The sequence below is a fragment of the Sphingobacterium humi genome, assembly GCF_009768885.1.
Lineage (GTDB): Bacteria > Bacteroidota > Bacteroidia > Sphingobacteriales > Sphingobacteriaceae > Sphingobacterium > Sphingobacterium humi.
Map to the genome: position 1 here is coordinate 506,721 of NZ_WSQA01000001.1, position 22,506 is coordinate 529,226.

The window sequence follows — 22,506 nt, forward strand, 5'->3', positions numbered from 1 at the left end:
TCAGAATATTAAAGGGTTAAGTCTAGTTTAAAGCCAAAAGGAATGGTCCAGGGGCTTACATTTTGCATTTCTATCCCTTGCCGGAAACCGCCGCCAGATGCCTGATAAGCGCGTTCCGGATCGATACCAATACCGGCCTTCGTCCAGAGCATAATATTTCTGGTGAATAAGGAAACCCGAAGGTTTTTAACCCGTTTGATGTTTGTAAAATCATAACCGATAGCCAGTTCGCGAAGCTTCACAAAATCAGAGTCAAAAACAACCTGCTGCATGTAGTTCCACGGGAATTGCTCGCCAATAGGCCATACATTTGTTCCCTGGCCACCAAGGTTTTCCTTATAGCCGATGAGTTTACCATCTTGATCATACTGGGCAATTACCCCCGGAATAAAGGCACCATCATGCGCTGCTACTCCGTCGAATTCCAAGTAATAACCACCGGTTTCTTTGGTCAACCCGCCGACAAGTGGGAAGTTCCCGTTCCGTGGAATAATATATTTCCCTGGGTCCGATTTCAATAGGTTCACAATTTCCGCAGCTGAATAGTTTCCTCCAGGAATCAAGCCATCTAGCAAATGTTGAGATTTCCAGTTGGAACCACCATAACGATAGGTTGATGACATAAACTGTCCGCCATAACGCCAATCTAAGCTAAAGCTTAAACTTACTTTTTTATAGGTCAACGTAGATTGTGCGCCTGCAAGGAATTTCGGGTTGAAGTTTCCGATTTTCATTTTTGCATTAATGGAGTTATCCGGTATCCACTGGCCTAAGTTATCGAGGATCGGCCATTTATAATACTCGCTAGTTGGGTCCTTCACATGCTGATAGCCGCGGCTATACAGGTTTCCAACTTCTTCGCCTACCCAAGTAAGGGCTCCACCGTTGTTATCTTCCCAGAATGCATAATAAGCGATTCCTTCATCAAGTTCTAAGATTTTCGCTTTGCTGTGAGAGAAGTTGACATTAATATCCCAAGTTAAACCGTTATCCCGTTTAATAGGTGTTCCTCCCAATACAAATTCCCAGCCTTTACTTTGCAATTTACCGGCATTAATCAGCTTGCTATTAAAGCCTGAGGATAATGGTACTTGCACAGGTAAGATTTGGTTTTTATTCTCCTTAATGAAGTAACTACCTTCAAAACGTAGTCTGCCTTTATACATTTGTAAATCTATACCATACTCAGAGGAGGTTGCAATTTCCGGTTTCAACTGTGCGTTTAATAAGGTGCGTGGCATAGCGGTATAGATAATATCGCCCCATTTAGAGGTCGCTAGTACCGGATTCAGTTGGTATGGATTCGTATCATTACCCACCCTTGCAAAGCCTGCTCTCAATTTCAACATAGAAATAGCGGAAGGTAGATTTAAGGTTTCATTGGCAATCCAGCTTAAGGAAGCCGATGGGTAGAAATAGGATCTATTTTTCTCAGGCAAGGTACTGGACCAATCGTTACGACCGGTTAAATCTAAATACAATTGATTTTTATAGCTTAGGTTGGCCATGGCATATAAGCTATAAATAGCTTTTTGGTATTCGCCATTGCTGATCATTAAGCCTGCAGAAGGGATATTGGACAGTCGGTATAAACCCGGAATGGTTAATCCAGCGTTCCGTTGAGAGCCTGCATAATAATCGGTATTGTATTGATACATAAAGTTACCGCCCGCAGAAACATTGTAGCCAAAGTCAGGGATTTCATCAGCTCCTTTATAAGTAACCAAGAAGTCTACATTATTTTCACGCAATTTGATATCCTGTATGTGGTAAGCTCCTTTTTTATCACGGCTGAAACTCCATGGAATTTTAGTTTCCCGCGATTCAATCGAGCGGGTTTCTGCCGCACGGATAAAGGCTGAAAAACGTTCGTTGATATCCCAATCAAGTTTGATATTCCCGAATACACGATCGCGTTTGAAACCATTGGTCAACCCATAGGCCAAGAAATAAGGGTTATCTAAACCATCCGCCACCTGGCGCTGTTTGATTTCCTCTTGCCCCGGTTCCCAATACTCGCGTAATTCACGGACATCCACATGCGGATAAATGTAAACCGCTTGTAAAGGACTTCCTGCCCGGTTTCCCGCATCAGGTAAGTCATTGGATTTCGACCGAACAAAATTCAAATCCGTCGAAAACTTCAGGTTGTTTAAAATATTATAGGTTACACTGCTGCTTAATCCGCTACGTAATATATCGGTATTCGGAATCATGCCTTTATGGGTCAAATGATTTAAGGATACCCGATACAATACCTTTTGCCCCGCCCCGGTTAAGGAGACATTGTTAGTGCTGGAAAGCCCATTGTTCAGGAAGTTCCGCATATTGTCTTTATAGGACTTCAACTCGGTAGGAATTTTATTGCCATTGGCATCTAAAGGGCTGTTCCATTGTGCTGCGAGGTTGCCCTTATCCAATTCTGGTCCATACCAATATTCAGCAGACTCATTGTATAAGGCTGTCCGCGCTCCGGAAGCAAATTTATAATGGAAATCCATATAGCGATATGGCACTTCGAACACATTATTAGTCGAGAAATTCACCGTTGTTTTCTGCCCTTCTTTCCCTGATTTGGTGGTTATTAACACCACACCATTGGCCGCTCTAGAGCCATAAAGTGCAGCAGCACTCGGTCCTTTCAGGATGGAGATATTTTCAATATCATCCGGATTAATATCCGCAATTGGGTTTCCATAATCGACCTCATTCCGATCGCCCATGGAACGCACATTATTGGTTCCACTCACCAAAGGAACGCCATCTACCACGAATAGCGGTTGATTGTCGGAGCTTAAGGAAGTTGCCCCACGGATCACCATACTTACGGAAGAGCCCACCCCACCGGTTTGGCTAATGGTTACTCCCGGAACCTTGCCGGCAATACCGCCAAGCACGTTCTCTTGCACCACCTTGTTGAGGCTTTCACCGTCCACTTTTCCTACAGCATAGCCTAAGGATCTTTCGGTTCTTTTAATTCCCAATGCCGTTACCACCACGGGTTCAATAACCTGATCGGAAGCCACTAAGGTTACCTCGATCGTGCTACGCCCTTGAATAGGGACTTCTTTGGTTTCATAGCCCAGGAAGGATAAGCGTAAGGACGTATCATCCCTGCTTACCTGAATGCTGAAGCGTCCATTGTTATTGGATGCTACCGCGATATTCGACTTATTCGCCGTAATGCTCACTCCGGAGAGTGGCTTCTGGTCTGCTTCCGCTCTTACCACACCAGTGATGGTTATCTGTTGTGCCTGGGCGGATATTGTTGGCAATAGGCAAGCCAACCATATCAGTATACACAACGTAAAGGAAGTTGGATTTTTGCATGCTTTCATAATTTTTTTAAATAAGTAATGGTCAGGATTTTTGAATTAGCACTCGTTTTTGATTAGTTTGTCATGTTAATTATTGTTTATTTTAAAGTGTTTGAATGCAATATTTGATCGGTTCCACGTATAGGTCATCGCGATATGGTTATCCCACTGGATAATGGCAGGATAGGAATACTCATCCCCTTCTTTCCCGTTTTCAAGCTTTACCAAGTCTGTCCAGGTTTTTCCATTATCTGTAGACAGGCCTAAATTAAGGGCAGCCCGCGATCCCCAATTGCTATTATCCGGATTGTATAAAAGGTAGAGGTTTTGGTCGGTCAACTTCACCAGGTCGATGCCGCTATTCGGATTAGGCAAGCTGGTTTTATAAGGATCCGACCAGGTTTTTCCGAAGTCTTTGGAATCACTGCGGTAGATATAGCCTCCGCTGGTGCGAAGAAGCATATGCACATGTCCGGGTTCAGACTCCCATAAAGTAGGTTGAATCATGCCTTCTCCCCCAAGGCTGTCGATATCTACTTTTAGGTAGCCATTATGTTCCCATGTTTTCCCTTGATCCTTGCTGAGGTCAACAAAGGGGCGCCATACGCCCTCTTCATTGGAGGCTCCAGCCACCCAAGTGCCATCGGAAAGCACAATAGGCTTATTGCGCACAGGCCCGCGTCCTCCCTTATCGCCAGCAACGAGTTCTTGCGGGGCCGACCAAGTGGCTCCTTCGTCAGAAGATTTGATATACCAGGTTTCCCAAATGGCGATTTCCGACCCTACTTTAAAGAATAGAATAATATCATCGTTTTTATCTTTAAACAAAACCGGATTCCAATGTGGTACTTCTCGAATTTTTGCCACCTCGACAGGTTCAGACCAGGTTTTTCCATCACCTTTGGTCAACCATATCCCTACATCATTATGCTTTTCCTTAGTGCCACCAAACCAGGCCACCAGGAAGTTCTTGCCGGAAACATGCACCAAGGTAGATGCGTGTGCCTGTGCAAAAGGACGTACCTCAGGCAACACAAAAGATGAATCAATTAACTCAGCCGAAACATAGCCTTTTTTCTCTTCCTTTTTAGGGGATTGGCACGACACAAATAACAACATCAATACCAACGATATACTAGGAATTATAGGTCTATTCATAATGTTAGTTTTTAGATCTTGAATCTATTTAATATCTCTTTAGGAGAATATTTTTACATTGGTTAATCAAAATTAAAGGTGGAATTTCACGTATCTTTCTAACAAATTATCCAGTATATCTGAAATTTTACCATGCCTTTGCTAACCATTCCTATTCGATAACTTTTAAGTATTTCCCCATCCAATATGGAAGGAGCCAAATGTCGCCAGCGCTATTTTCTGCAGCACCATCATGACCCCCATCCATATTAAAGCGATTGGAATTATGCCGAGAGATTTTCAGCTCATCAGGAGGCAACACCGTCTTGGTATATTGATTTCTGAAATTCTTATCCAATAGCTCAATATCTTTACGATTGCTGTTTTTGATGGTCCACTGAATAAGGTCTAGTGGATATTCCTGCAAGTACCATACAGCATCTGCCAATCCAAAATCGGAGGTACCCGTCATCGCTGTCATGATATTCCAAACCGCATCCTTCTCCGGCTTTTCAGCTTCGTAATGGTCTAAAATTGCTGCTTTGTATTGCTGCTTCAACTCATTGGTCAGGGCATAGCGATACAGGCCCCAATAGCCCAAGAAATACATCTCATCATCGGAGTGATTCCAATAAACAGAGAGCAGCTGACTCAGATCATCGGCCTGCGCATCCGCTTTTCCTATTTCCGACATCGGGCGCATCAGGTTTTCTAAATAGCCATGCTTGTTAAATAACTCCATGATTTTATCCTTATACATCGGCTTCTTGGTAAAATGATAGGCCGTTTGCAGCATGCCGATAATATTGGAAGAATTTAACTTACGGTCGCCGATGTTCTTGCTGAAGCCGTTCACATATGCAGGATTCCATTTTCCCCATAAGGTGGGTTTGCCATCAAAGTCGACCAAGTACATGTCATTTTCAACGATATGCGTCATCATCGAATCCAACAGACGAATGGCTTGTTGCTTCAGCTCCGGCACATCTACCACCTCGGCGATAACGCCAAAGGCGAAGGCATGTCCTATGGCTTCATCGCTACTGGTAGTTGCTTTCCAATCCCAATCTTTCGCGGGAGCCTTTTGCCAATGCTCCGGATCACCAAGCTGGTCGCGGTGCCCCGTACGCTCGAACGTACGAGCCGGAAATCCTTTAACCGGGTTGATGCTATACAAGCGTTCCATGGCATCTAAAGATTCTCGAGTATTCTGTAAGGCATCCGGGCTTTTGGTAACCGCATAACGGAACGCTTGTGAAGCAAGGTACATCGTGGTCCACAGGCCGTCATTATCTGAATCCGCAAGGAAACCGGTGCTGATATCGCCATTTTTCATACCGAAAAGATTGGCATTAAAGCCATTTCGAATATGACGGGCGCGGACTTGCTTTTCATAAAAATCAGCCTTCTTGGCTAAGGTCATGTCTTCAAAGACAAGCTGGGAAAGACCACCCTTATTCAATACAAATACCGAAGAACCGGGACCTTTTTTCAGGTCGATTACCTCATCCTGATTAAGCCAACGTTTGCTGGCGTAATAGTTGATTTTACCATTGGCAAATACCTTAAAAGCACCTTCTTTACTTCCTACCCATAATTGCTGATCGATGCTGCGCACTTTGTTCAGCTTGAGGGAAGGTAGTTTACTTAACACACGTTCCTGCTTAAATTGGTTATTCAAGAAGATTAAGCCTTCCTCAGCATGCGCTAAAACAAGTTTACCTTGATGTACCGCCATAGATTGCAGACCGGTTTTATTATACACAGGTTTCAAAATGTTTCCCGTGGAATTTAAGGCTAAAACGCCCGCTGTAGTCAGGATATAAAAGCCCTGCTGCCCTTGAGCATGAACCTCTACGATTTCCGCCGGACTTTGAACGCTGCGTAGCATTTTATTATCCTTAATCTGGTTCAGCTGTTTGGCATTAAACACCAGGTATTCGGATTTATTGACTGCCAAAAAACCACGTGGCTGGGTAATTTGATGCGGCATATAAAGTTTCCCCGCCCAAGCATTGCTGAAAACAACTTCCTTATCCAGGTAGACCAATTGATTTTCCACCTGCAGCATGTCGACGATGTTTTTATCCTTCATGAAGCGGTATAAATTATCCTCGACGATTTTGCCCGGCACTAGCAGTTGCCCTGGACTTAGGCGTTGTAAGCCATCGCTGCTTAACACCTGCACATGCCCATTACGGTCAAATGCCATGGTTTTATAATCGCCATTGCCCTCATATTTAATGGCGTAATCTTGGGTAAAAGGCAGGTCCTTATGGCGCTGCTGCCCCAGTGCCATCACGGCACTCAATAAAAAATAAATGGTTAATAGGTTAGTTTTCATTTCTTTAGGTTTTATTCATTATTGAATGGACTTAGCATCAATAATGACATGTTCAATGGTTTTAGAATTAGGTTCTTTGTGGTGGGAGTAGGTAATATGGATATGTCCATTTTCTGCTAAAATCATAGCGGGATAGGAAAAACGTCCAACCTTGTTTTTGTCTTCAACGATAATGCCGATGCTGTTCCAATTGGCACCTTCATCTTTGGATTGATAGAGCGATAGGCGGGCCCTGCCTTCATCCATATCATTCGTCAATAAAATCCAGTTGTTTTTACCCAGTTTTAATACATCAACACTAGCGGTACTTTTTACCGGCAATTCTTTGTTTACCGCCCAGGTTAATCCCTTGTCTTTTGATATGGAGCTTTGTAATAAAGCCGGATCATCGCCGGAATCGCGCATGTAGGCAAGAATTTCCCCTTTGCTATTTTCGATTAATGCCGGTTGAATATTGCCGCGACCAACGATAGGCTCACTATACTTCCAAGATTCACCATGGCTGTCGGAGAAGGCAATCATCGAGAAGTTAAAGCCATCGGAGTAAATAGGAAGTAGAATACGGCCAGATTTCAAAATCAAGGGCTTAATCCGAGTCATCCAACCAAAGGCACGCTTCGTAGGGTCTTCGGTGGCTTGCATAATCTGTGCGTCATAACGTGGTGCATATTCAGCCCAAGCATGATGTTGTGCCGGCAACTCCTTGAATCGTTTTTTAACGGCCGCCACGAAATCATCGCCGGGTTTCAACAAAATATTATCCTGCCATTCCCATTTTACTTCATTTCCTTCAAAATCAGAAGCCCGTCTAAATTTTAAAACGGAATTCTCCCAGCGGTTGGCCTGTACAGCAATCCATACCAAATACAGCTTCTGCTGATGCATAAAAAATACAGGGTTACAGTCGGGTAAGCCTTCGGTATCTGCCAGCAAATAGGCGGAGCCCCACTTTTGGGTAGCCATATTGTATTTTGCCCCCATAATTTTAACGTCGTCGGCTCCACGTTCCCCCGAACCTTGAAACCAAGTGGCTAATAAATTGCCCGATGGAAGCTCGACAATGCTACTGCCATGAACATGCTGTGCTTGATGCGGGAAAATGTAGGCCCGATTTAATACGGTAAACTTATTTTGCTGCGCATGCACAACAAACACTACACATAAACAAAGCAGACTAAGTAATAGGTCTTTCATAAATATTTAGATTTTAGTGATTTCGAATTGGTCAATAATATGCAGGTCGGCATCCAGCGCCGTAAAAACTAATTTACCCGGCTGTACCCGTACATACTGATAAAGATATCCTTGATTCTTCCATTTCCCTAAGGTTTGAGGGGCAATTATTTTATCATCCTTTACAGACGTAGCAACCGACATGATATAGTGAGGACCGGCAGGCTTTGGTTGCACATGCTGGTAAAAATGAAAGTGTCCATTAAAGACGAGATCAACTTTATATTTTTCAAAAAGCGGAATCCAATGTTCCTCTATATCGCGATAATCGCCTTCTTCGGTAAAAGGGGCAAAATGAAAAGTAACCACTTTAAACTGCTGCTTACTGCTGGCTAAACATTCCGCTAACCAATCCGCTTGCTTGGCCACATCAGACCCTACCGCATCTAACATCAGGAACAAACAATTTTGATAATTGAAAGCATAGCTTAATCCTTGATCCACATGTTTAGGCCCTGTGTTTGGCGCTTTTAAGTAATCCAGAAACATGGTTGGGGGAAGGCCTTCCTGGCTGTCATGGTTTCCCGGCGCTGCAAATATAGGACGGTCCATAATGGGTTTTGCAGCATGCCAAAGCATGTCCCATTGATCGCGATATAACCCTGTGTTTACCAAATCCCCCGCGAATAGGTGAAACTTAACGTCTGGAAATTTAGTTGTCCAGTTTGGCAATTTTTCGCCCCAGCTTTCATCATTATGCACATCGCCGAACCAGGCGAAAGCAAAGTCCTCCTGCTCGGCTTCGGTCTGGAACTGCCGAACTTCCGAAGCCTTCTCATCCGTCCAGATTTGATAGGAATACCTGGTTCCTGCCTGTAACTTTTGTAAATGAACGGAATGCCTTTTTACCGCTAAGTTGTTTATTAATAAAGGATCTTTTAACAGCTCAGTTGTTGCCGACTGAACCACGGTATCCGATCCTTCGCTCCAATATTTTAGTTGGCTCTTCTGGATGTCTGTGTTGGTTCTCCAACTGATATACTGGCTATGCTTGGGATCATCAATCCAACTCAATAGCATTTGATCGGCTTGTTCTTGTGCAGGGTATTTCGTAGTTCGAAAGCCTTTGATGAGGTGCGCTTCTCTGGATCTGCCCCGAAAGGTAGGCAGCACATATGCCCCTTCCATGGTCTTTGGAAAGGAAAGAATGCTTAATTCATCCCAATCGGAATAGGTATATTGACCGACTTTTAAGGGATAGATGTCTTGATGTTCAGGATAAATTGGCCGCAAGCTAATTTTTGAACTTTGTTTGATAGGCTTTATGGCCACGAAATAAACAAAGCGATGCCTATCAAAGCCGTTGATGCCTAAATTCACAGGTCCTTTTTCAAATCGTTTTTGCCAGACTTCATAGGTCACTAACTCATTTTTGATATAGGTATGGCTGTTTTCAAAGCCTTGCTCTATTAGCCAAAAAGGAGTCTCCGTTTGTGCGGTATCCCGACAAACGAAGACTTCTACAGCTTGGTTGACCTCGAATATCCAATATTGTGACCCTAATACAGCTAGGTCTTGGTAGGAGAAGAACTTTTGAACTTGATCCTGATTCAGCTGATCAAATTTTTGCCAATTTCCCTGTAGATTTATCGCATGCGTTAGGCTATCAATAATAGGTGCGATGGGAATTCTATTTGATTTAATCGGCCTACAAGCAGCTAAGCTTAGCAAGCAAGCCCACAGTAGCAACCATGGGATGAACCGCTTATGCTGTAAAGAAATTAAAAGGTTTTTGTAAACATGTTTCATTTCTCAATGCGTTATAGATTAATACTGCCTACAGCACACAAATCTCACAGGCTAAATTACTGGTTCGTACGAAATCGCTTGTTTACAGGCCGCCTGAAGCAAATAACAGCAGCGCATGTCGATTTCATTACTCAAAGATATTTAGGTATTGGGGGGCTTTTGTCTAATATTTTATCATAAATAGTGGAGATTTTGCCCTCTAGGGTTAAATTATTCTTAATAATTCATTTCCAAATTGATACGGACGTTTTGGGGCCTAAAAAAACCGGCAGCATGGGAAGCCCTTGCTTAGCGCTGCTGGCGGCCTTCTTTTGTTTAGTCCCCTTTCACTCCCCTTTCAAACCCCTTTCACTCCCTTTTCAACGCCCTTTGCAATGGGCTGAGAAAGGCTAGAAAAAGGGTGCAGAAAAGGCGAAAATAAGAGGGAGGTGGAAGGAAGGGCATAAAAAAAGTCCATGGTATGCTTGCACATGCCATGGACTCATGAATGATTATTAGGGGGGTATTACTTAGCTTTGTAAGCATCAATAGCACTTTGCAGGTAAGCTGCATAGCTATCGATATCGTAGTTGGCACCGCTTGCAGGTACCAATAGCTGCTCATCATTGTCAACCAAGGCATATAATGGCTGCGAGTTGCTCTGGAAACGGGTGATCTGGAAGTCGGTATTTTTCTTACCTACGGTGTTGATCTTCTTCCCCGTTTCCTTGGAAACATATTGCTCAGCTTCCGGTAGCTTCAAGTCATGCTCATCCACATAGAGCTCTACCAAGATAAAGTTCTCGTTGATGAGGTTTCTAACTTTTGGATCAGACCATACGCTGGCTTCCATCTTACGACAGTTTACACAGGTCCAGCCTGTAAAGTCGATCATCAAGGGTTTATTCTGTGCTTTGGCTGCTGCCAAGGCTTCATCGTAATCGTAGTAAGGGTCGAATCCTTTGATGGTAGCACGGCTATGGAAATGCGTGTAATGCTTTCTGCTGCTGGCATCGGCGGAGCCTGCTGCCGGTGCGGCATGGCCTGCGGAGGCAAGGTCGAAGTCCTGTGTACCGATTGGCGGCAAGAAGGCAGCAATAGATTTTAAAGGGGCACCCCACATGCCGGGGATCATGTATACCACAAAAGAGAATACAATAATGGTGATCACCGTACGAGGTACCGATAAGTAAGGCAGGTCACTATCGTGTGCAAACTTGATCTTGCCCAAGAGGTATAAGCCCATTAATCCGAAGATCACAATCCATAGTGCCAGGAAGATCTCCCGGTCTAGCAATTGCCAGTTGTAGGCTAAATCTACATTGGAAAGGAATTTCATGGCCAAGGCCAATTCCAAGAAACCCAATACTACTTTTACGCTGTTTAACCAACCGCCTGATTTTGGCATCGACTTCAATAAAGAAGGGAACATGGCAAACAATACAAAAGGAATAGCGAGGGCAAGAGAAAAGCCGAACATCCCTACGGCAGGGCCTAAGCGTTCGCCTTTGGTCGCCGCTTCAACCAGTAGCGTTCCGATGATAGGACCGGTACAAGAGAAAGAAACAACCGCTAAGCTGGCCGACATAAAGAAGAGACCAATTAAGCCGCTCTTATCCGAGTTGGCGTCGATTTTATTGACAAAAGAACTTGGCAGGGTAATTTCGAAAGCACCAAAGAAAGAGGCAGCAAAGAACACCAACAACAGGAAGAACAAGAAGTTGAAGATTCCGTTGGTAGATAGGGCGTTCAGGGCCTCAGCACCGAAGGCAATGGTAATCAACATACCTAGGGCCACGTAAATAACAATAATAAACAAGCCATACAGGAAGGCCTGTGAAACGGCTTTACTGCGGCTACCGGATTTCTTGGTGAAGAAACTCACGGTAAGTGGCACCATCGGGAAGATACAAGGCATCAGGAAAGCTGCAAAACCACCGATAAGACCGGCGATAAAGATTCCCCAAAGGGATTGAGACTCCTCGGGTGCTGCCGTTACTGCAGCACTGTTAGTTGCAGTACTGTCTTGGCTCAGGGTATCCTGGCCGTCAGAAAATACCACATCTTCCGTATTTAATAATCCGGTATCTGAAACAGGCGTTGTATCAGCACCTGATGAAAACTCAACGTCATCAAAATTTAATAAGCTATCTGCCTCCTGTGCATTTGCAAGGCCGGAGAAAAACAGCGTTATCACGAAAAAAATATGAAAAATAGACTTCATAATTCTGGTTATTTAGCAATAGGAAATTTCAAAAAATGAAGTTAACCGAGCTGGACCTCGGCTAACTCAACTAGAAAACTTAACAGCCAACAACAGCTGTAATGAAACAAAATTCTTAATTAAAACCGATCAATGGTTTCTCTAATCTTGCAATCGGATGAAATCCTGTGAAGTCAAGATCGGTAGAGATATACCCTTCTTTTACCGGTTGTTCTTTTACCAAATCCGTTGTTAAATATTTCTTATTATCATCACATAATAAGGTTACAACAACAGCCTCATCGCCTAACTCCTCTTTCAATTTAATGGCACCAATCACGTTTGCACCTGAAGAGATACCAACGGCTAAGCCTAATTGTTGAGCAAGTTTTTGCGCCATGATAATGGAATCGCCATCAGAAGCACAGATTACTTTATCCAACTCATCTAATTTTACGATCGCTGGAATAAACTCATCCGAAATACCCTGAATACGGTGTGCTCCTACTTTATATCCTGTGGTTAAGGTTGGACTTTCTTGCGGCTCTAAAGGGTGGATTCTTACATCCGGGTTGTAGTTTTTCAACTGTTTTCCTACGCCCATTACCGTTCCACCAGTTCCTACCCCTGCAACAAAAGCATCAGCAACTAAATCTAGGGAAGCTAATTGCAAGGCAATTTCCTTTCCTGTGGTTAATTCATGTGCTTCGGCATTGAATAGGTTTTCGAACTGTCTTGGCAAGAATACGCCACCTTGTGCAGCTAGTTCTTCGCTTAATTTGATACTTCCTAAGAAACCACCTTCTTCCTTACTGATTAATTGAATATCGGCACCCATGGATTTGATGATATCGATACGCTCTTTACTCAACCAGTTCGGCATAATAATTTTTACGGTGTGGCCTAAGGCCTTACCGATTGCAGAGAATGCAATGCCGGTGTTACCACTGGTCGCTTCTACAATCATATCTGTAGGTCTGATTTGGCAGTTTGCATACGCTTTATATAAAATATACAAGGCCATGCGGTCTTTAATACTTCCTGTTAGGTTATAATTTTCGCATTTTACATAAATCTTACCTGGTTTTCCCTTGTAAGTGTATTGCAATTCTAACATTGGGGTATTTCCCACTAAGCACCATAAATGTTTAAACCGGCTATCTAATTCAGGTGATAAACACTTACTTGCTACTGCTTCCTCCATCATGATTAATTCAATTTAATTAGGTAATCTATTGTTATGTGGCTAACTATATAAAACAAAAGTCGCTCGAAACAAGATAATATTCAACAGCTAACCTAATATTCAGTAAATTTTATTGTTTTTGTGGTACTTTTCGATTTATTTTTCGGAAATTCGAAGACATAAATCAGTTAGTCTGAAAAATATTACTTTCATGGAACTCGATCAAACAGACATTAAATTACTAAAGCTCCTGCAAGAGGATGCTACACAGAGCAATAAAGAACTCTCCTTAAAATTGCACAAGTCGATTGCGGCAATTCATGAACGCGTAAAAAAGCTTAAATCAGCAGGTTATATCAGAAAGACCGTAGCCCTCTTAGACCGACAGAAGATCGGGATTGGGCTCATTTCTTTCTCGCAGGTTTTCTTGAAAGCACACACCTTCGAGGTGCTTGGCGAATTTGAACGTGAGGTTGCCAAATTTCCGGAAGTGATGGAATGCTACCAGATGGCTGGCTCTTATGACTTTATGTTACGTATTGCTACGAAAGATATGGATGCCTACCATTTATTTTTACGCCATAAGCTTGCCGTGCTCCCACATGTTAATACGGTGCAAACCTATTTTGTCCTGTCGGAAACCAAAAGCGAAACTGCTTATTTTTTCTAATAGGATTGCATCAACGCAACCCTATTAGAAAGCAGGATTGACCTCGTCTATTCCTGCACAAGCCCATCTAACTGCTTCATGAACTTGCTTGCGGAATAATCGGCAAAGCCTTCATGTTTCAATCGGATTTTACCCTGCTTATCTAACACGATGGTGGTAGGTAAGGTGCCGGTATACAATTCATTGGCAATCGGGCCGTCGATACGGTGCATAGGAAAAGTAAAATGTTCCTTATCCAAGTATTGCTTACCTGCAGCGGCTTCATCATCCTGATTGATCATGATAAAAACAACATCGGGGTTGTTTTTATACTGCTGATAAAGTTTTTCAATGGATGGAAACTCTGCTCGGCAAGGCGGACACCAAGATGCCCAAAAGTTGATAAAGACCACCTTCCCTCTTAAGGAAGCGGTAGACAATCGCTCGCCCTGCTCATTCGCGTAGGTAAAATCATAGGTTTTAGCTTCTGTTGTTGCCTTTTCCTCGATCTTCGCATTGAATAAACCAGTGGCCATCAATTGTCGGAGTACCCAAGCTTTCGAATCGGGACTAAAGATCATAAGCGCAAAAAAGGCAACCATCACAATCGTGAAGCCATTCTTTTTGATAAAAGCTAATCCTTTATTTGTTGTTGGCTGTTGTTCACGCATGATTTACTGATCAATTAATGCCTGCAGGCCTTTCTTAATTTCAGGGGTACTGTAATCACGTCCTCCTTCCATACGATCAGCCATCTGACCTTTTTTATCTAAGATCACCGTCGTCGGGATTGCACCTGCTAAGTAATCACTAGGAATATTACTGTTTGGAATAAAAACCGGCAAATCATACTTATTATCTTTCATAAAGGCCGAAGACTGCTCAATTTCGCCATCCACATCCACCATTAAAAACACGATTTGATCGTTGTCTTTGAAGGATTTGCGAAGATCATTAATGGAAGGCATTTCATGAATACATGGCGGACACCAGGTGGCCCAGAAGTTAATAAAGACAACCTTTCCAGCTAAGGAGCTCAACACTACGGTATTTCCTTGTTCATCTTTAAAAGAAATACCTGCTGTTGCTGCTGCCTGCGCATCATTTGCTTCAGCAGTACTACTGCCCGTAGCAGCTTCTGTACTATCTTGCTGTTCCGTTTCTTTGTTCGCGTTATTGTTGCAAGCTGCAAATCCTAGCGCTGCTATGGCCAAAAGGCCAGTCCACATTGTTTTTTTAAAGTTTATGATCATCATTTTTATATTTACGCTGTTATTATTCCCTAGGGATTAAGGTTCCCTAGGGTTAAATTACTGATTTAATTTTCAATTTGTTAGGGATTTATCTTTCCTTCCTTAATTTCATCGGAAGGTTTCAGTAAGATTTGATCCTCGGCAGCAAAATCTCCAAACACTTCGGTTAAGGAATCTTGCCTTACCCCCTCCTTTACGGCTACACGTTGGATCTCTTGATTTTTCATACGTAAGACAAAGGTACCTAATTGCGTTTGAAGAACACTTTTATTGGGCACCCAATAGGTTGGATTTTTTCGCTGCAAAGCTAATTTTGCCTGCGCATAATCACCACCCTGCAACTCCGAGGCACCATTCGGCACATCAAATTCTAAGGTTAAGGAGCGATCCGCTTGGTTTAACATCCCTGACGTTCTTGAAAGGGTAGCTTCAAATACCTTCCCCGGTTGGGAGCTCACGGTAAAATGCGCCTTCATGCCAGGCTGCACCGAAGCCGCATGTTTTTCGGGTAGCGATAAGGTCAATCTTAATTTGTTGCCTTGCGCCATCATAAACAAAGGCACCTGTCCTGAGGCTCCTGCGAGGGCTCCTACAGATACATTACGCTCGGTAATAACCCCATCAAATGGTGCCGTAATGCGTAAGTAGTTTTGAAGCTGCGAGGAATGTGCAGTCCCTGCTTTGGAGGATTCATAGGCAGATTTTGCACTCTCCATGGCAGATTTTGCCCGATCCAATTCAATGGCCGCCACGGCACCGGTAGTGGCCGAGGCATCCTTTAATCTATCGTAAGCCTGTTTGGCATATTGGAAATCGTTGAACAGTTTCTGCTCGATAGACTTATCGGATAAGTATTGCTGGTTCATCTCTGGAGCCTCTAACACGGCTAATAACTGTCCTTTGCGAACATGGTCGCCACGGTCAACCAATAGCCGTTGAACAAAGCCACTTACTTTCGCAAAAACCGCAACCTGCTCATAAGGCTTTAACTCTGCGGGTACTGATAATTCATAAGCCGGGTTCATAAAACGGATGGCTTTTGTAGGATGGGATACAGCCTTAGCCGGAGCTTCTGTTTTTGGCTCTTCCTTCCCTCCAGCGGAGGAACAAGCCGAGAATAACAGCGCCGAAAGCGTAAAGATCGACAGGGCTATCCTTGATTTCTTTTTAGTGATATACGGATACATTTTCATGATATATAATTTAAACCGATTGTTTGTTAAAATACCTGCTTTCCTCATCATCCGGATCCAAAGAAGGACTTACAATGGAAGTTCTGGACATTAAGGACGAGAAGAAATGCGGCAATAGCATTAAAATACTGACGGTAGATGCCAATAAGCCACCAATGACGGCACGTCCTAATGGCGCTACTTGTTCTGCCCCATCCCCTATTCCGATCGCCATTGGCAACATCCCGGCCAGCATGGCAGCTGCCGTCATCAATACAGGACGCAAGCGCGATGATGCGGCTAATCGAGCAGCATTCGATGGTTTTAAAGCCATTTGCTTCCGGTAATATTCGGCTTGATTAATAAGCAATACGGCATTCGAAACGGATACCCCCAAGGACATAATAATACCCATGTACGATTGCAGGTTCAAGGTACTTCCCGTCAAGAAGAGAATAAGCAAACTCCCCGCAATAACGGCAGGTAATACCGAAAGGATAATTAACGGCACTTTAAAGGACTGGTAATAGGCCGATAGCATCAGGAAGATGGCAATAATGGCCAAGCCAAGACCTGCTAATAAGCTGCCCAAGGTATCATCCAAGAGTTGCAAGGTACCTTCTGTCCATATGGAGGTTCCGCGAGGCGCATCTCCCGCTTGTTTAATAGCCTTTTTAACGGCGCGTGAGGCAGTTCCTAAGTCTTTGTCATAAACGTTAGCAATTACCGTAACGTAGCGGTTAGGGCCTTTCCGATTCACTTGCGCGGGCGCAGTAACCCGTTTAATACTAGCCACATCTTCTAAAACCGGACGTAAGCTTCCTTTTTTCAGCGGTAGGGAACGAAGTTTTTCCTCCGAAGACATAATCGCTTCCGGAATTTGCACTTGCACCTGGAACACCAAGCCCGACTTGGGATCTACCCACAGGTTTTTATCTGTAAAGCGGGTGGAAGAGGTGGCTGCCACTAAGCTTTTGGTAATATCTTGCATGGTTAGCCCAAACTGACCTGCTAAATCGCGATTAACTTCAATCTCCAAGGTTGGATAGGCCACAGGTTCAGCGATACGGATATCCCTTAGGTATGGAATATCCTTCATCTCCTTTTCTATTTTCGACGCATGTGCATAGGCGGCTTTTACTTGATTGGCTCCCACTTTCACTTCAATAGGCGTCATGGCACCTTGGCCCATAATTTTTTCTGTAAGCTCCATCGGCTCGTAGTTAAATTGGGCTTCCGGAAACTTCTTATTCAAGGCTTGGCGAATATTCTCCTTTAACAGCTCCATATTGCCGGTATATTGCTCCTGATCCACAGACACCTGCAATACGGCTTCATGAGAAGCATTGGTAAATAAGAAGATCGGGTTAATGGGCGATCCGGCGGGCTGCAATCCTACATAAGCCGAGGTTAGACTCAGGCCATTTTCTGGTAATTGTGCTTTTATTTCTGCAGTTACTTCCCGCACCAAGGTCTCCGTTTTTTCTAAACGACTCCCTTGCGGAGCCTGAATACGCAATTGGAAGTCGCCACTATTGGAAACCGGCATTACGTCTGTTCCTACCTGGGTTAATAATAAAGCGGAAATACCAGCGCCTAGCAGCAGATAGAGCAAGAATAAAGGCAAGGCTTTATTGGACCAGCTGCGCATTTTATAGGAATATTTCACGCGGAACATTTCAAAGAAAGCACGTTTCCTAGCCGATTTACTAGGTTTATGGTCTTTGGTCTTCATCATCCAATTGGCCAAGATGGGCACAAAGGTTTGAGAGGCCAAAAAGGAGGCAATCATGGCGAAGGCAACGGCCATGGATAGCGGCATAAACATATCTTTCGGAATTCCGGTCATAATAAATGCCGGCGTCAATACCGCCAGAATACACAGTAGAATCAACAGCTTAGGAATGGAAATCTCCAATAGGGCATCCAATATGGCCCGTTGTTTCTTTTTCCCCATTTCCATATGCTGGTGGATATTCTCTATGGTCACCGTGGCCTCATCGACGAGAATACCAATCGATAATGCCAGGCCACTCAGGGTCATGATGTTGATGGTCTGACCGAAGAGATAGAGCACCATCACTGCTGTTAAAATAGCAATTGGGATAGTCAGCACCACAATCAGGGCGCCCCGGGTATCGCCCAAGAACAGGAATATCATTAAGCCGGTAAATAAGGCGCCGAGGATTCCCTCATGAATCAGATTGGATAATGACCTTTCGATATATTTAGATTGGTCAAACTCATAGCGCACAGAGACATCCTCGGGAAGCTGATCCTTGATCTTGCCTAAGGAGGTTTTGAGGTTTTGCACCGCGGTTAAGGTAGAGGCATCTGCTTTTTTGATAATAGGCAGATAAACCGATCGACGGCCATTCACCATGGCATATCCTACCGTTTGATCCGCAGCATCTTCTACTCGTGCAACATCCCGCACATAAACCGTACGGTTATCATTACGCTTTATTGGTGTATTTAAGAACTCCTCCGCTCCTTTCGCGATGGAATTAATCGGAGCCATTAAATTCTCTTCCCCAATGCGGATATTTCCTGCCGGCGATGGCAAGCTGTTCTTGGTGATGGCCAAGGTTATTTCTTCGGGGCTTAAGCCGTTGGCCTGCATGGCTTCCGGGTCGATATTTACGACAATTGAGCGGATATTACCACCGAAAGGTGCCGGTGCTGTAATTCCCGGTATCTCCACGAACATGGGCCTCACCTTGGTAATCACCAGGGTTTGAATCTCGTTGACCGAACGTTGGTCACTCTCAAACACGAGTTGGCCGACTGGCAAGGAACTACCATCAAAGCGCACCACCATAGGGGGTACCGCGCCTGCTGGCAGGAATCCCATGGCTCGGGACACGGAGGTGGACACCTCCCCTGCCGCCTGCGCCATATTCGTTCCTGGATAGAAGGTTAATTTCATCAAGGATAATCCTTGTATACTTTTAAAGTCGATATTCTTCACGCCTGAAACAAAAAGTAGCACCTTTTGAAATTCATTGGACATAAAACCATCCATGTAGGCCGGTGATAAACCACCATAGGGCATGGCGATATAAATAGCCGGGAGTTCTACTTCCGGGAAAATATCGACATTGATTTTCTTGATGGTATTATAGGAGAAGAAAGCAATCGCCATGACGGCAACCATAATTGCAATCGGCTTTCTTAGGGCAAATCTAATTAAACTCATAGTTGCTGTTATAGGTTGTTAAATAAATAGTCAAAGTTTGCTGTTAATGTAGCTTCTTCGGCTTGGAGCATCCAATAATGACGCGAGGCTTCGATATGCTTATTTTCTGCCTGCTCCAATAAGGAGCTGATTTGCAACAACTCGCTTAAGGCAATAAGTCCAGATTTATAGCGCGCCAAATACATGGCATAAGCATCTTGCGATTGCTTCAACGCGGCATCTGTTTTTTGCAATTGAGCAAACTGCAACCTGATCTGCTGTTGGCTGGCACTGATATCTGCCTGCATGGCCTGCGCATATTCTTCTTGCAGGAAACGACTAGCCTCGGCTTCTTTTAAATGGGATGCTGCTTTTATTTTATTGGTATGTAAGTTGGTTAAATTCCAAGTCAAGCCGATTCCAGCTAATACATTATTGGTCGTATTGCCGAAGCCATCATGCCAAGCCGCAGACACCGTACCGTTCGGTTGAATTCCACTGCCTCTAAAAGCATATCCACCTAGTAATTTTACGGATGGCAAGGCTGCTTTTTTACTCACTTCAGCTTGCGTTGCATAGTAATCTTCCTGCTTCGACAAGGTCTGCAGTACCGGATGATTGGCTATCAATAGCTCTTGATGCTGCTGAGCAGGTTGAGGCTGCACAAAACGCTGCACAGGTGGTTGTGCACTTAAAGAGTCTGTTTGCAGCAGTTCCAAGACCTTAATTTGGGAAGCTGTTTTCGCTCCTGTCCATTGGTCCTGTTCGCCAAGCGCCTGCATATAGGATGAGGAGGCTAGTAAACTATCTGCTGCCGGTCGTAGACCTGCCGCAGATAAGCCTGCCGTTATTTTGCGAATATCATCTAATCGCTGCGTATTTTTTGCCGTCCAATTCAGTTTTGCACTGTGGTAAAGCAGGGAAATATAGCGATTGGCTAGGATTTTCTTTAAATTCAATTGGTAAGCTTCTTGTTCTGATTGGGTTTTCGAGGTTTTTAAAGCGGCTGCTTCTTTTTCCTTCTGCTGCCGTCCAAAGGTCAATACTTCCCATTCTAAGGTTGTTGAAGCGAAGCTATTCGCGGTGACATTACTACCACTGAGGGCCTGATTTCCACTGACATTGAAAAAACCTGCCTGCGGAAAGAATGCCCCAGAGCTTCCTTCAAACGTGCCGTAGCTGTTTTGCGCTTGCATTTTTACCTGTGGTAACATGCTACTTTTCAAGGCCTGCTCTTCCAATTGGGACACCGCAACAGCCGCATTCTTGGCCTGCAATCCCGGGTAATTCGCTTCGACCAAAGGCCATAAGCTCCCTAAGGTATTGGGCTGATTTTCTTGAGCATACAAAGTGTTGCTGCCCAAGATGAACATGCTGAACATGCCGCATGTCATTATATTTTTCATCATATGATCTATGTTATATGCATATTGCACAGCAATACGCTATTATTATGGAAATAATAAAAACGAGCATATCGTCCCATGGAAAAATATTCCATAGGTCAATTCTGATGAAAATGTTTAAATAAGGAGTTTACGGAATTGCAGGAAGATGGGAAGTGTTCCTTGGATTTTCAGATTGCCATACTGCGGATGGCCTTCACCGGTCCTATCTGTTGTACCAAAAAGAAAAAGAAAGGCCATGGTAAATAGCACGATAGGCATCAAGCCATTTACTTCTGCTGTAGCCTGATGGGCACTGATACTAGTTGCCTGTTCGCTCACACTACATGGTTCCACCAATTGCCGAACAATTGGCTGATTTCTTTTCGTTGATCCTTGTTCCGTAGTAATTGGAATACCTGCAAGGACTTTGATACTGTTTTTTATAGGACAAGTGGTCAGCACAACAAAGGACATGATGGTGAACAGCAAGAGCCGCCCCAGTAATCCTTTTGTCATTCGTGTTACATTTTTATCCATATCGTTACGAAGTTACTTAATTATTTATAGTTGCCAAAAAATGGAGCAATTTCCATAAATTTATTACATTCCACTGTTGTAAATTTTCATAAATGCAGGGTTATTTATTAAATTAGTAAACATCAGCAGAGACTACCTATGTCAGAAATCACACAGCAGAACAGCGATAAAGCAAAAAACAAGAAGCTTTCCTTAGCCCTCATCTTCCTGAATAGTTTGTTTGTTATCCTCTTATTCGGTGGAACTTTTGGCTATGATCCTGACCATGTGCAAAGCATACTCGCCTTTATTCTCTTTTTCCCCCTCTTATTAGGGATCTATACCTTTAGCTATAAGGAGAAGGAAGATCGTTGGGCAAAGTGGTTGTTTTGGCTTAGCTTGGTGGTTGCGCTTGTTAGCTTGGGCATATATTGGTATCTATATGAACTTGCCAAAGGTTTTAAAAATTAATAAACAGCCCCTATGAAACTGAATAAGGCCAATAAGTTCTACCTGCTTATTTTTGCAGTGCTCTTTATTGCTACCATAGTCAAGATGGTTAACCATAAGCCGTGGGGTCGCTATTTTTATGTTGCTGTAGCTAGTGCGCCGGAAGCTAATCCTATTTTTATTCGAAACATAGCGATGTTGACCCCAGCGGGAGAAGAAATCTACATTAGTCCGGATGCTATTAACCTGAATAATAGTGCATGGGGCGAGTCTTCCTTATATCCGGAGAGCCATCGCTCTCAACTATTACCCGATCGTTTGGTCCTTAACTATGTAGATTACCGAACAAGTAATTTCTACGCAGATACGCTGGCTCTACCGGTAGAGGATATGGAGACTTATTTTAAAGAAGCACTTGCGCAGCAGCAAGGATATCTTATCTATAAACAAGGGATGCCCCAGCAAGGCATGCAATTCCATGTGGGCATAGCGAATAAGGGTCATGTGTTAGTATGGCTACAATCGGCAACCCAAGCCTATAAGTTGATGGAAACACAGCTTCAACCTAAATCACCAGGCCTTGATGATTTGAAATGGGATGGCGCATCGATTCAAAAAGAGGACTACCTGAAAGAAGTCTTTCAAAACATACCAGACAGTATAAAGACTAAAATTGATGAAGGCTGGGAAAGCAATGCAAATTATAAAGATAGTATACCTTTTTTTATGAAAAAATAGGCGAAACATGTGCA

The 22,506-nt window shown here is 43.6% G+C and carries 16 protein-coding genes; 3 read left to right on the plus strand and 13 right to left on the minus strand.

All coding sequences use genetic code 11. The annotated features are described in order from the left end of the window. Positions 1-8: 8 nt before the first annotated feature. The 7 genes from GQF63_RS01895 to GQF63_RS01925 form a co-directional block, all read right to left on the minus strand. Positions 9-3,338, minus strand: a complete 3,330-nt coding sequence (locus GQF63_RS01895; protein ID WP_160367393.1) for a SusC/RagA family TonB-linked outer membrane protein — start codon at positions 3,336-3,338, stop codon at positions 9-11. A gap of 66 nt (positions 3,339-3,404) precedes the next feature. Continuing rightward, positions 3,405-4,475 (minus strand): sialidase family protein, encoded by a 1,071-nt coding sequence (locus GQF63_RS01900; RefSeq protein ID WP_160367394.1) that lies wholly within the window; start codon positions 4,473-4,475, stop codon positions 3,405-3,407. A 151-nt stretch (positions 4,476-4,626) separates the two neighbouring features. Continuing rightward, positions 4,627-6,798, minus strand: a complete 2,172-nt coding sequence (locus tag GQF63_RS01905; RefSeq protein WP_160367395.1) for a ligand-binding sensor domain-containing protein — start codon at positions 6,796-6,798, stop codon at positions 4,627-4,629. 18 nt (positions 6,799-6,816) lie between these two features. Further along, positions 6,817-7,992, minus strand: a complete 1,176-nt coding sequence (locus GQF63_RS01910; protein ID WP_160367396.1) for an exo-alpha-sialidase — start codon at positions 7,990-7,992, stop codon at positions 6,817-6,819. A gap of 6 nt (positions 7,993-7,998) precedes the next feature. Beyond that, positions 7,999-9,780, minus strand: a complete 1,782-nt coding sequence (locus GQF63_RS01915; protein WP_160367397.1) for a purple acid phosphatase family protein — start codon at positions 9,778-9,780, stop codon at positions 7,999-8,001. Positions 9,781-10,285: 505 nt separating this feature from the next. After that, positions 10,286-11,983, minus strand: coding sequence for a protein-disulfide reductase DsbD family protein (locus GQF63_RS01920; RefSeq protein WP_160367398.1), 1,698 nt, complete (start codon positions 11,981-11,983; stop codon positions 10,286-10,288). 115 nt (positions 11,984-12,098) lie between these two features. After that, the gene (locus tag GQF63_RS01925; RefSeq protein WP_425500368.1) at positions 12,099-13,169 is read right to left on the minus strand and encodes a PLP-dependent cysteine synthase family protein; all 1,071 of its coding nucleotides are present in this window, start codon (positions 13,167-13,169) and stop codon (positions 12,099-12,101) included. A 190-nt stretch (positions 13,170-13,359) separates the two neighbouring features. On the opposite strand from GQF63_RS01925, the gene GQF63_RS01930 reads away from it, so the two are divergent. Then, positions 13,360-13,818: an Lrp/AsnC family transcriptional regulator gene (locus GQF63_RS01930; protein ID WP_160367399.1), complete on the plus strand. Its 459-nt coding sequence runs from the start codon at positions 13,360-13,362 to the stop codon at positions 13,816-13,818. Between the two features lie 47 nt (positions 13,819-13,865). Here the strand turns inward: GQF63_RS01930 and GQF63_RS01935 are convergent, their stop codons facing one another. The 6 genes from GQF63_RS01935 to GQF63_RS01960 all read right to left on the minus strand — a co-directional run bounded on the left by GQF63_RS01935 (position 13,866) and on the right by GQF63_RS01960 (position 21,304). Next, the gene (locus GQF63_RS01935) at positions 13,866-14,468 is read right to left on the minus strand and encodes a TlpA family protein disulfide reductase (protein ID WP_160367400.1); all 603 of its coding nucleotides are present in this window, start codon (positions 14,466-14,468) and stop codon (positions 13,866-13,868) included. A gap of 3 nt (positions 14,469-14,471) precedes the next feature. Continuing rightward, positions 14,472-15,053, minus strand: coding sequence for a TlpA family protein disulfide reductase (locus tag GQF63_RS01940; protein WP_246163216.1), 582 nt, complete (start codon positions 15,051-15,053; stop codon positions 14,472-14,474). A 77-nt stretch (positions 15,054-15,130) separates the two neighbouring features. After that, on the minus strand, positions 15,131-16,243 hold the full coding sequence (locus tag GQF63_RS01945; protein WP_246163218.1) for an efflux RND transporter periplasmic adaptor subunit: 1,113 nt from the start codon (positions 16,241-16,243) through the stop codon (positions 15,131-15,133). 10 nt (positions 16,244-16,253) lie between these two features. Further along, positions 16,254-19,421: an efflux RND transporter permease subunit gene (locus GQF63_RS01950; protein ID WP_160367402.1), complete on the minus strand. Its 3,168-nt coding sequence runs from the start codon at positions 19,419-19,421 to the stop codon at positions 16,254-16,256. 8 nt (positions 19,422-19,429) lie between these two features. Then, positions 19,430-20,809 (minus strand): TolC family protein, encoded by a 1,380-nt coding sequence (locus GQF63_RS01955; protein WP_160367403.1) that lies wholly within the window; start codon positions 20,807-20,809, stop codon positions 19,430-19,432. 114 nt (positions 20,810-20,923) lie between these two features. Then, positions 20,924-21,304, minus strand: coding sequence for a hypothetical protein (locus GQF63_RS01960; protein WP_160367404.1), 381 nt, complete (start codon positions 21,302-21,304; stop codon positions 20,924-20,926). Positions 21,305-21,463: 159 nt separating this feature from the next. Between GQF63_RS01960 and GQF63_RS01965 the strand changes: the two genes are divergently transcribed. Both GQF63_RS01965 and GQF63_RS01970 read left to right on the plus strand, forming a co-directional pair. Then, complete coding sequence (locus GQF63_RS01965; protein ID WP_160367405.1) at positions 21,464-21,775, plus strand: hypothetical protein; 312 nt, start codon at positions 21,464-21,466, stop codon at positions 21,773-21,775. Positions 21,776-21,787: 12 nt separating this feature from the next. Further along, on the plus strand, positions 21,788-22,492 hold the full coding sequence (locus GQF63_RS01970; RefSeq protein ID WP_160367406.1) for a DUF2931 family protein: 705 nt from the start codon (positions 21,788-21,790) through the stop codon (positions 22,490-22,492). Positions 22,493-22,506: the final 14 nt, after the last annotated feature.

What these genes read in the sequence shown, in the direction of transcription:
- GQF63_RS01935 (WP_160367400.1), bottom strand. Translation starts at nt 14,468, where the DNA reads ATGCGTGAACAACAGCCAACAACAAATAAAGGATTAGCTTTTATCAAA.
- GQF63_RS01945 (WP_246163218.1), bottom strand. Translation starts at nt 16,243, where the DNA reads ATGAAAATGTATCCGTATATCACTAAAAAGAAATCAAGGATAGCCCTG.
- GQF63_RS01910 (WP_160367396.1), bottom strand. Translation starts at nt 7,992, where the DNA reads ATGAAAGACCTATTACTTAGTCTGCTTTGTTTATGTGTAGTGTTTGTT.
- GQF63_RS01895 (WP_160367393.1), bottom strand. Translation starts at nt 3,338, where the DNA reads ATGAAAGCATGCAAAAATCCAACTTCCTTTACGTTGTGTATACTGATA.
- GQF63_RS01950 (WP_160367402.1), bottom strand. Translation starts at nt 19,421, where the DNA reads ATGAGTTTAATTAGATTTGCCCTAAGAAAGCCGATTGCAATTATGGTT.
- GQF63_RS01965 (WP_160367405.1), top strand. Translation starts at nt 21,464, where the DNA reads ATGTCAGAAATCACACAGCAGAACAGCGATAAAGCAAAAAACAAGAAG.
- GQF63_RS01970 (WP_160367406.1), top strand. Translation starts at nt 21,788, where the DNA reads ATGAAACTGAATAAGGCCAATAAGTTCTACCTGCTTATTTTTGCAGTG.
- GQF63_RS01930 (WP_160367399.1), top strand. Translation starts at nt 13,360, where the DNA reads ATGGAACTCGATCAAACAGACATTAAATTACTAAAGCTCCTGCAAGAG.
- GQF63_RS01915 (WP_160367397.1), bottom strand. Translation starts at nt 9,780, where the DNA reads ATGAAACATGTTTACAAAAACCTTTTAATTTCTTTACAGCATAAGCGG.
- GQF63_RS01960 (WP_160367404.1), bottom strand. Translation starts at nt 21,304, where the DNA reads ATGACAAAAGGATTACTGGGGCGGCTCTTGCTGTTCACCATCATGTCC.
- GQF63_RS01955 (WP_160367403.1), bottom strand. Translation starts at nt 20,809, where the DNA reads ATGATGAAAAATATAATGACATGCGGCATGTTCAGCATGTTCATCTTG.
- GQF63_RS01900 (WP_160367394.1), bottom strand. Translation starts at nt 4,475, where the DNA reads ATGAATAGACCTATAATTCCTAGTATATCGTTGGTATTGATGTTGTTA.
- GQF63_RS01920 (WP_160367398.1), bottom strand. Translation starts at nt 11,983, where the DNA reads ATGAAGTCTATTTTTCATATTTTTTTCGTGATAACGCTGTTTTTCTCC.
- GQF63_RS01925 (WP_425500368.1), bottom strand. Translation starts at nt 13,169, where the DNA reads ATGATGGAGGAAGCAGTAGCAAGTAAGTGTTTATCACCTGAATTAGAT.
- GQF63_RS01905 (WP_160367395.1), bottom strand. Translation starts at nt 6,798, where the DNA reads ATGAAAACTAACCTATTAACCATTTATTTTTTATTGAGTGCCGTGATG.
- GQF63_RS01940 (WP_246163216.1), bottom strand. Translation starts at nt 15,053, where the DNA reads ATGATGATCATAAACTTTAAAAAAACAATGTGGACTGGCCTTTTGGCC.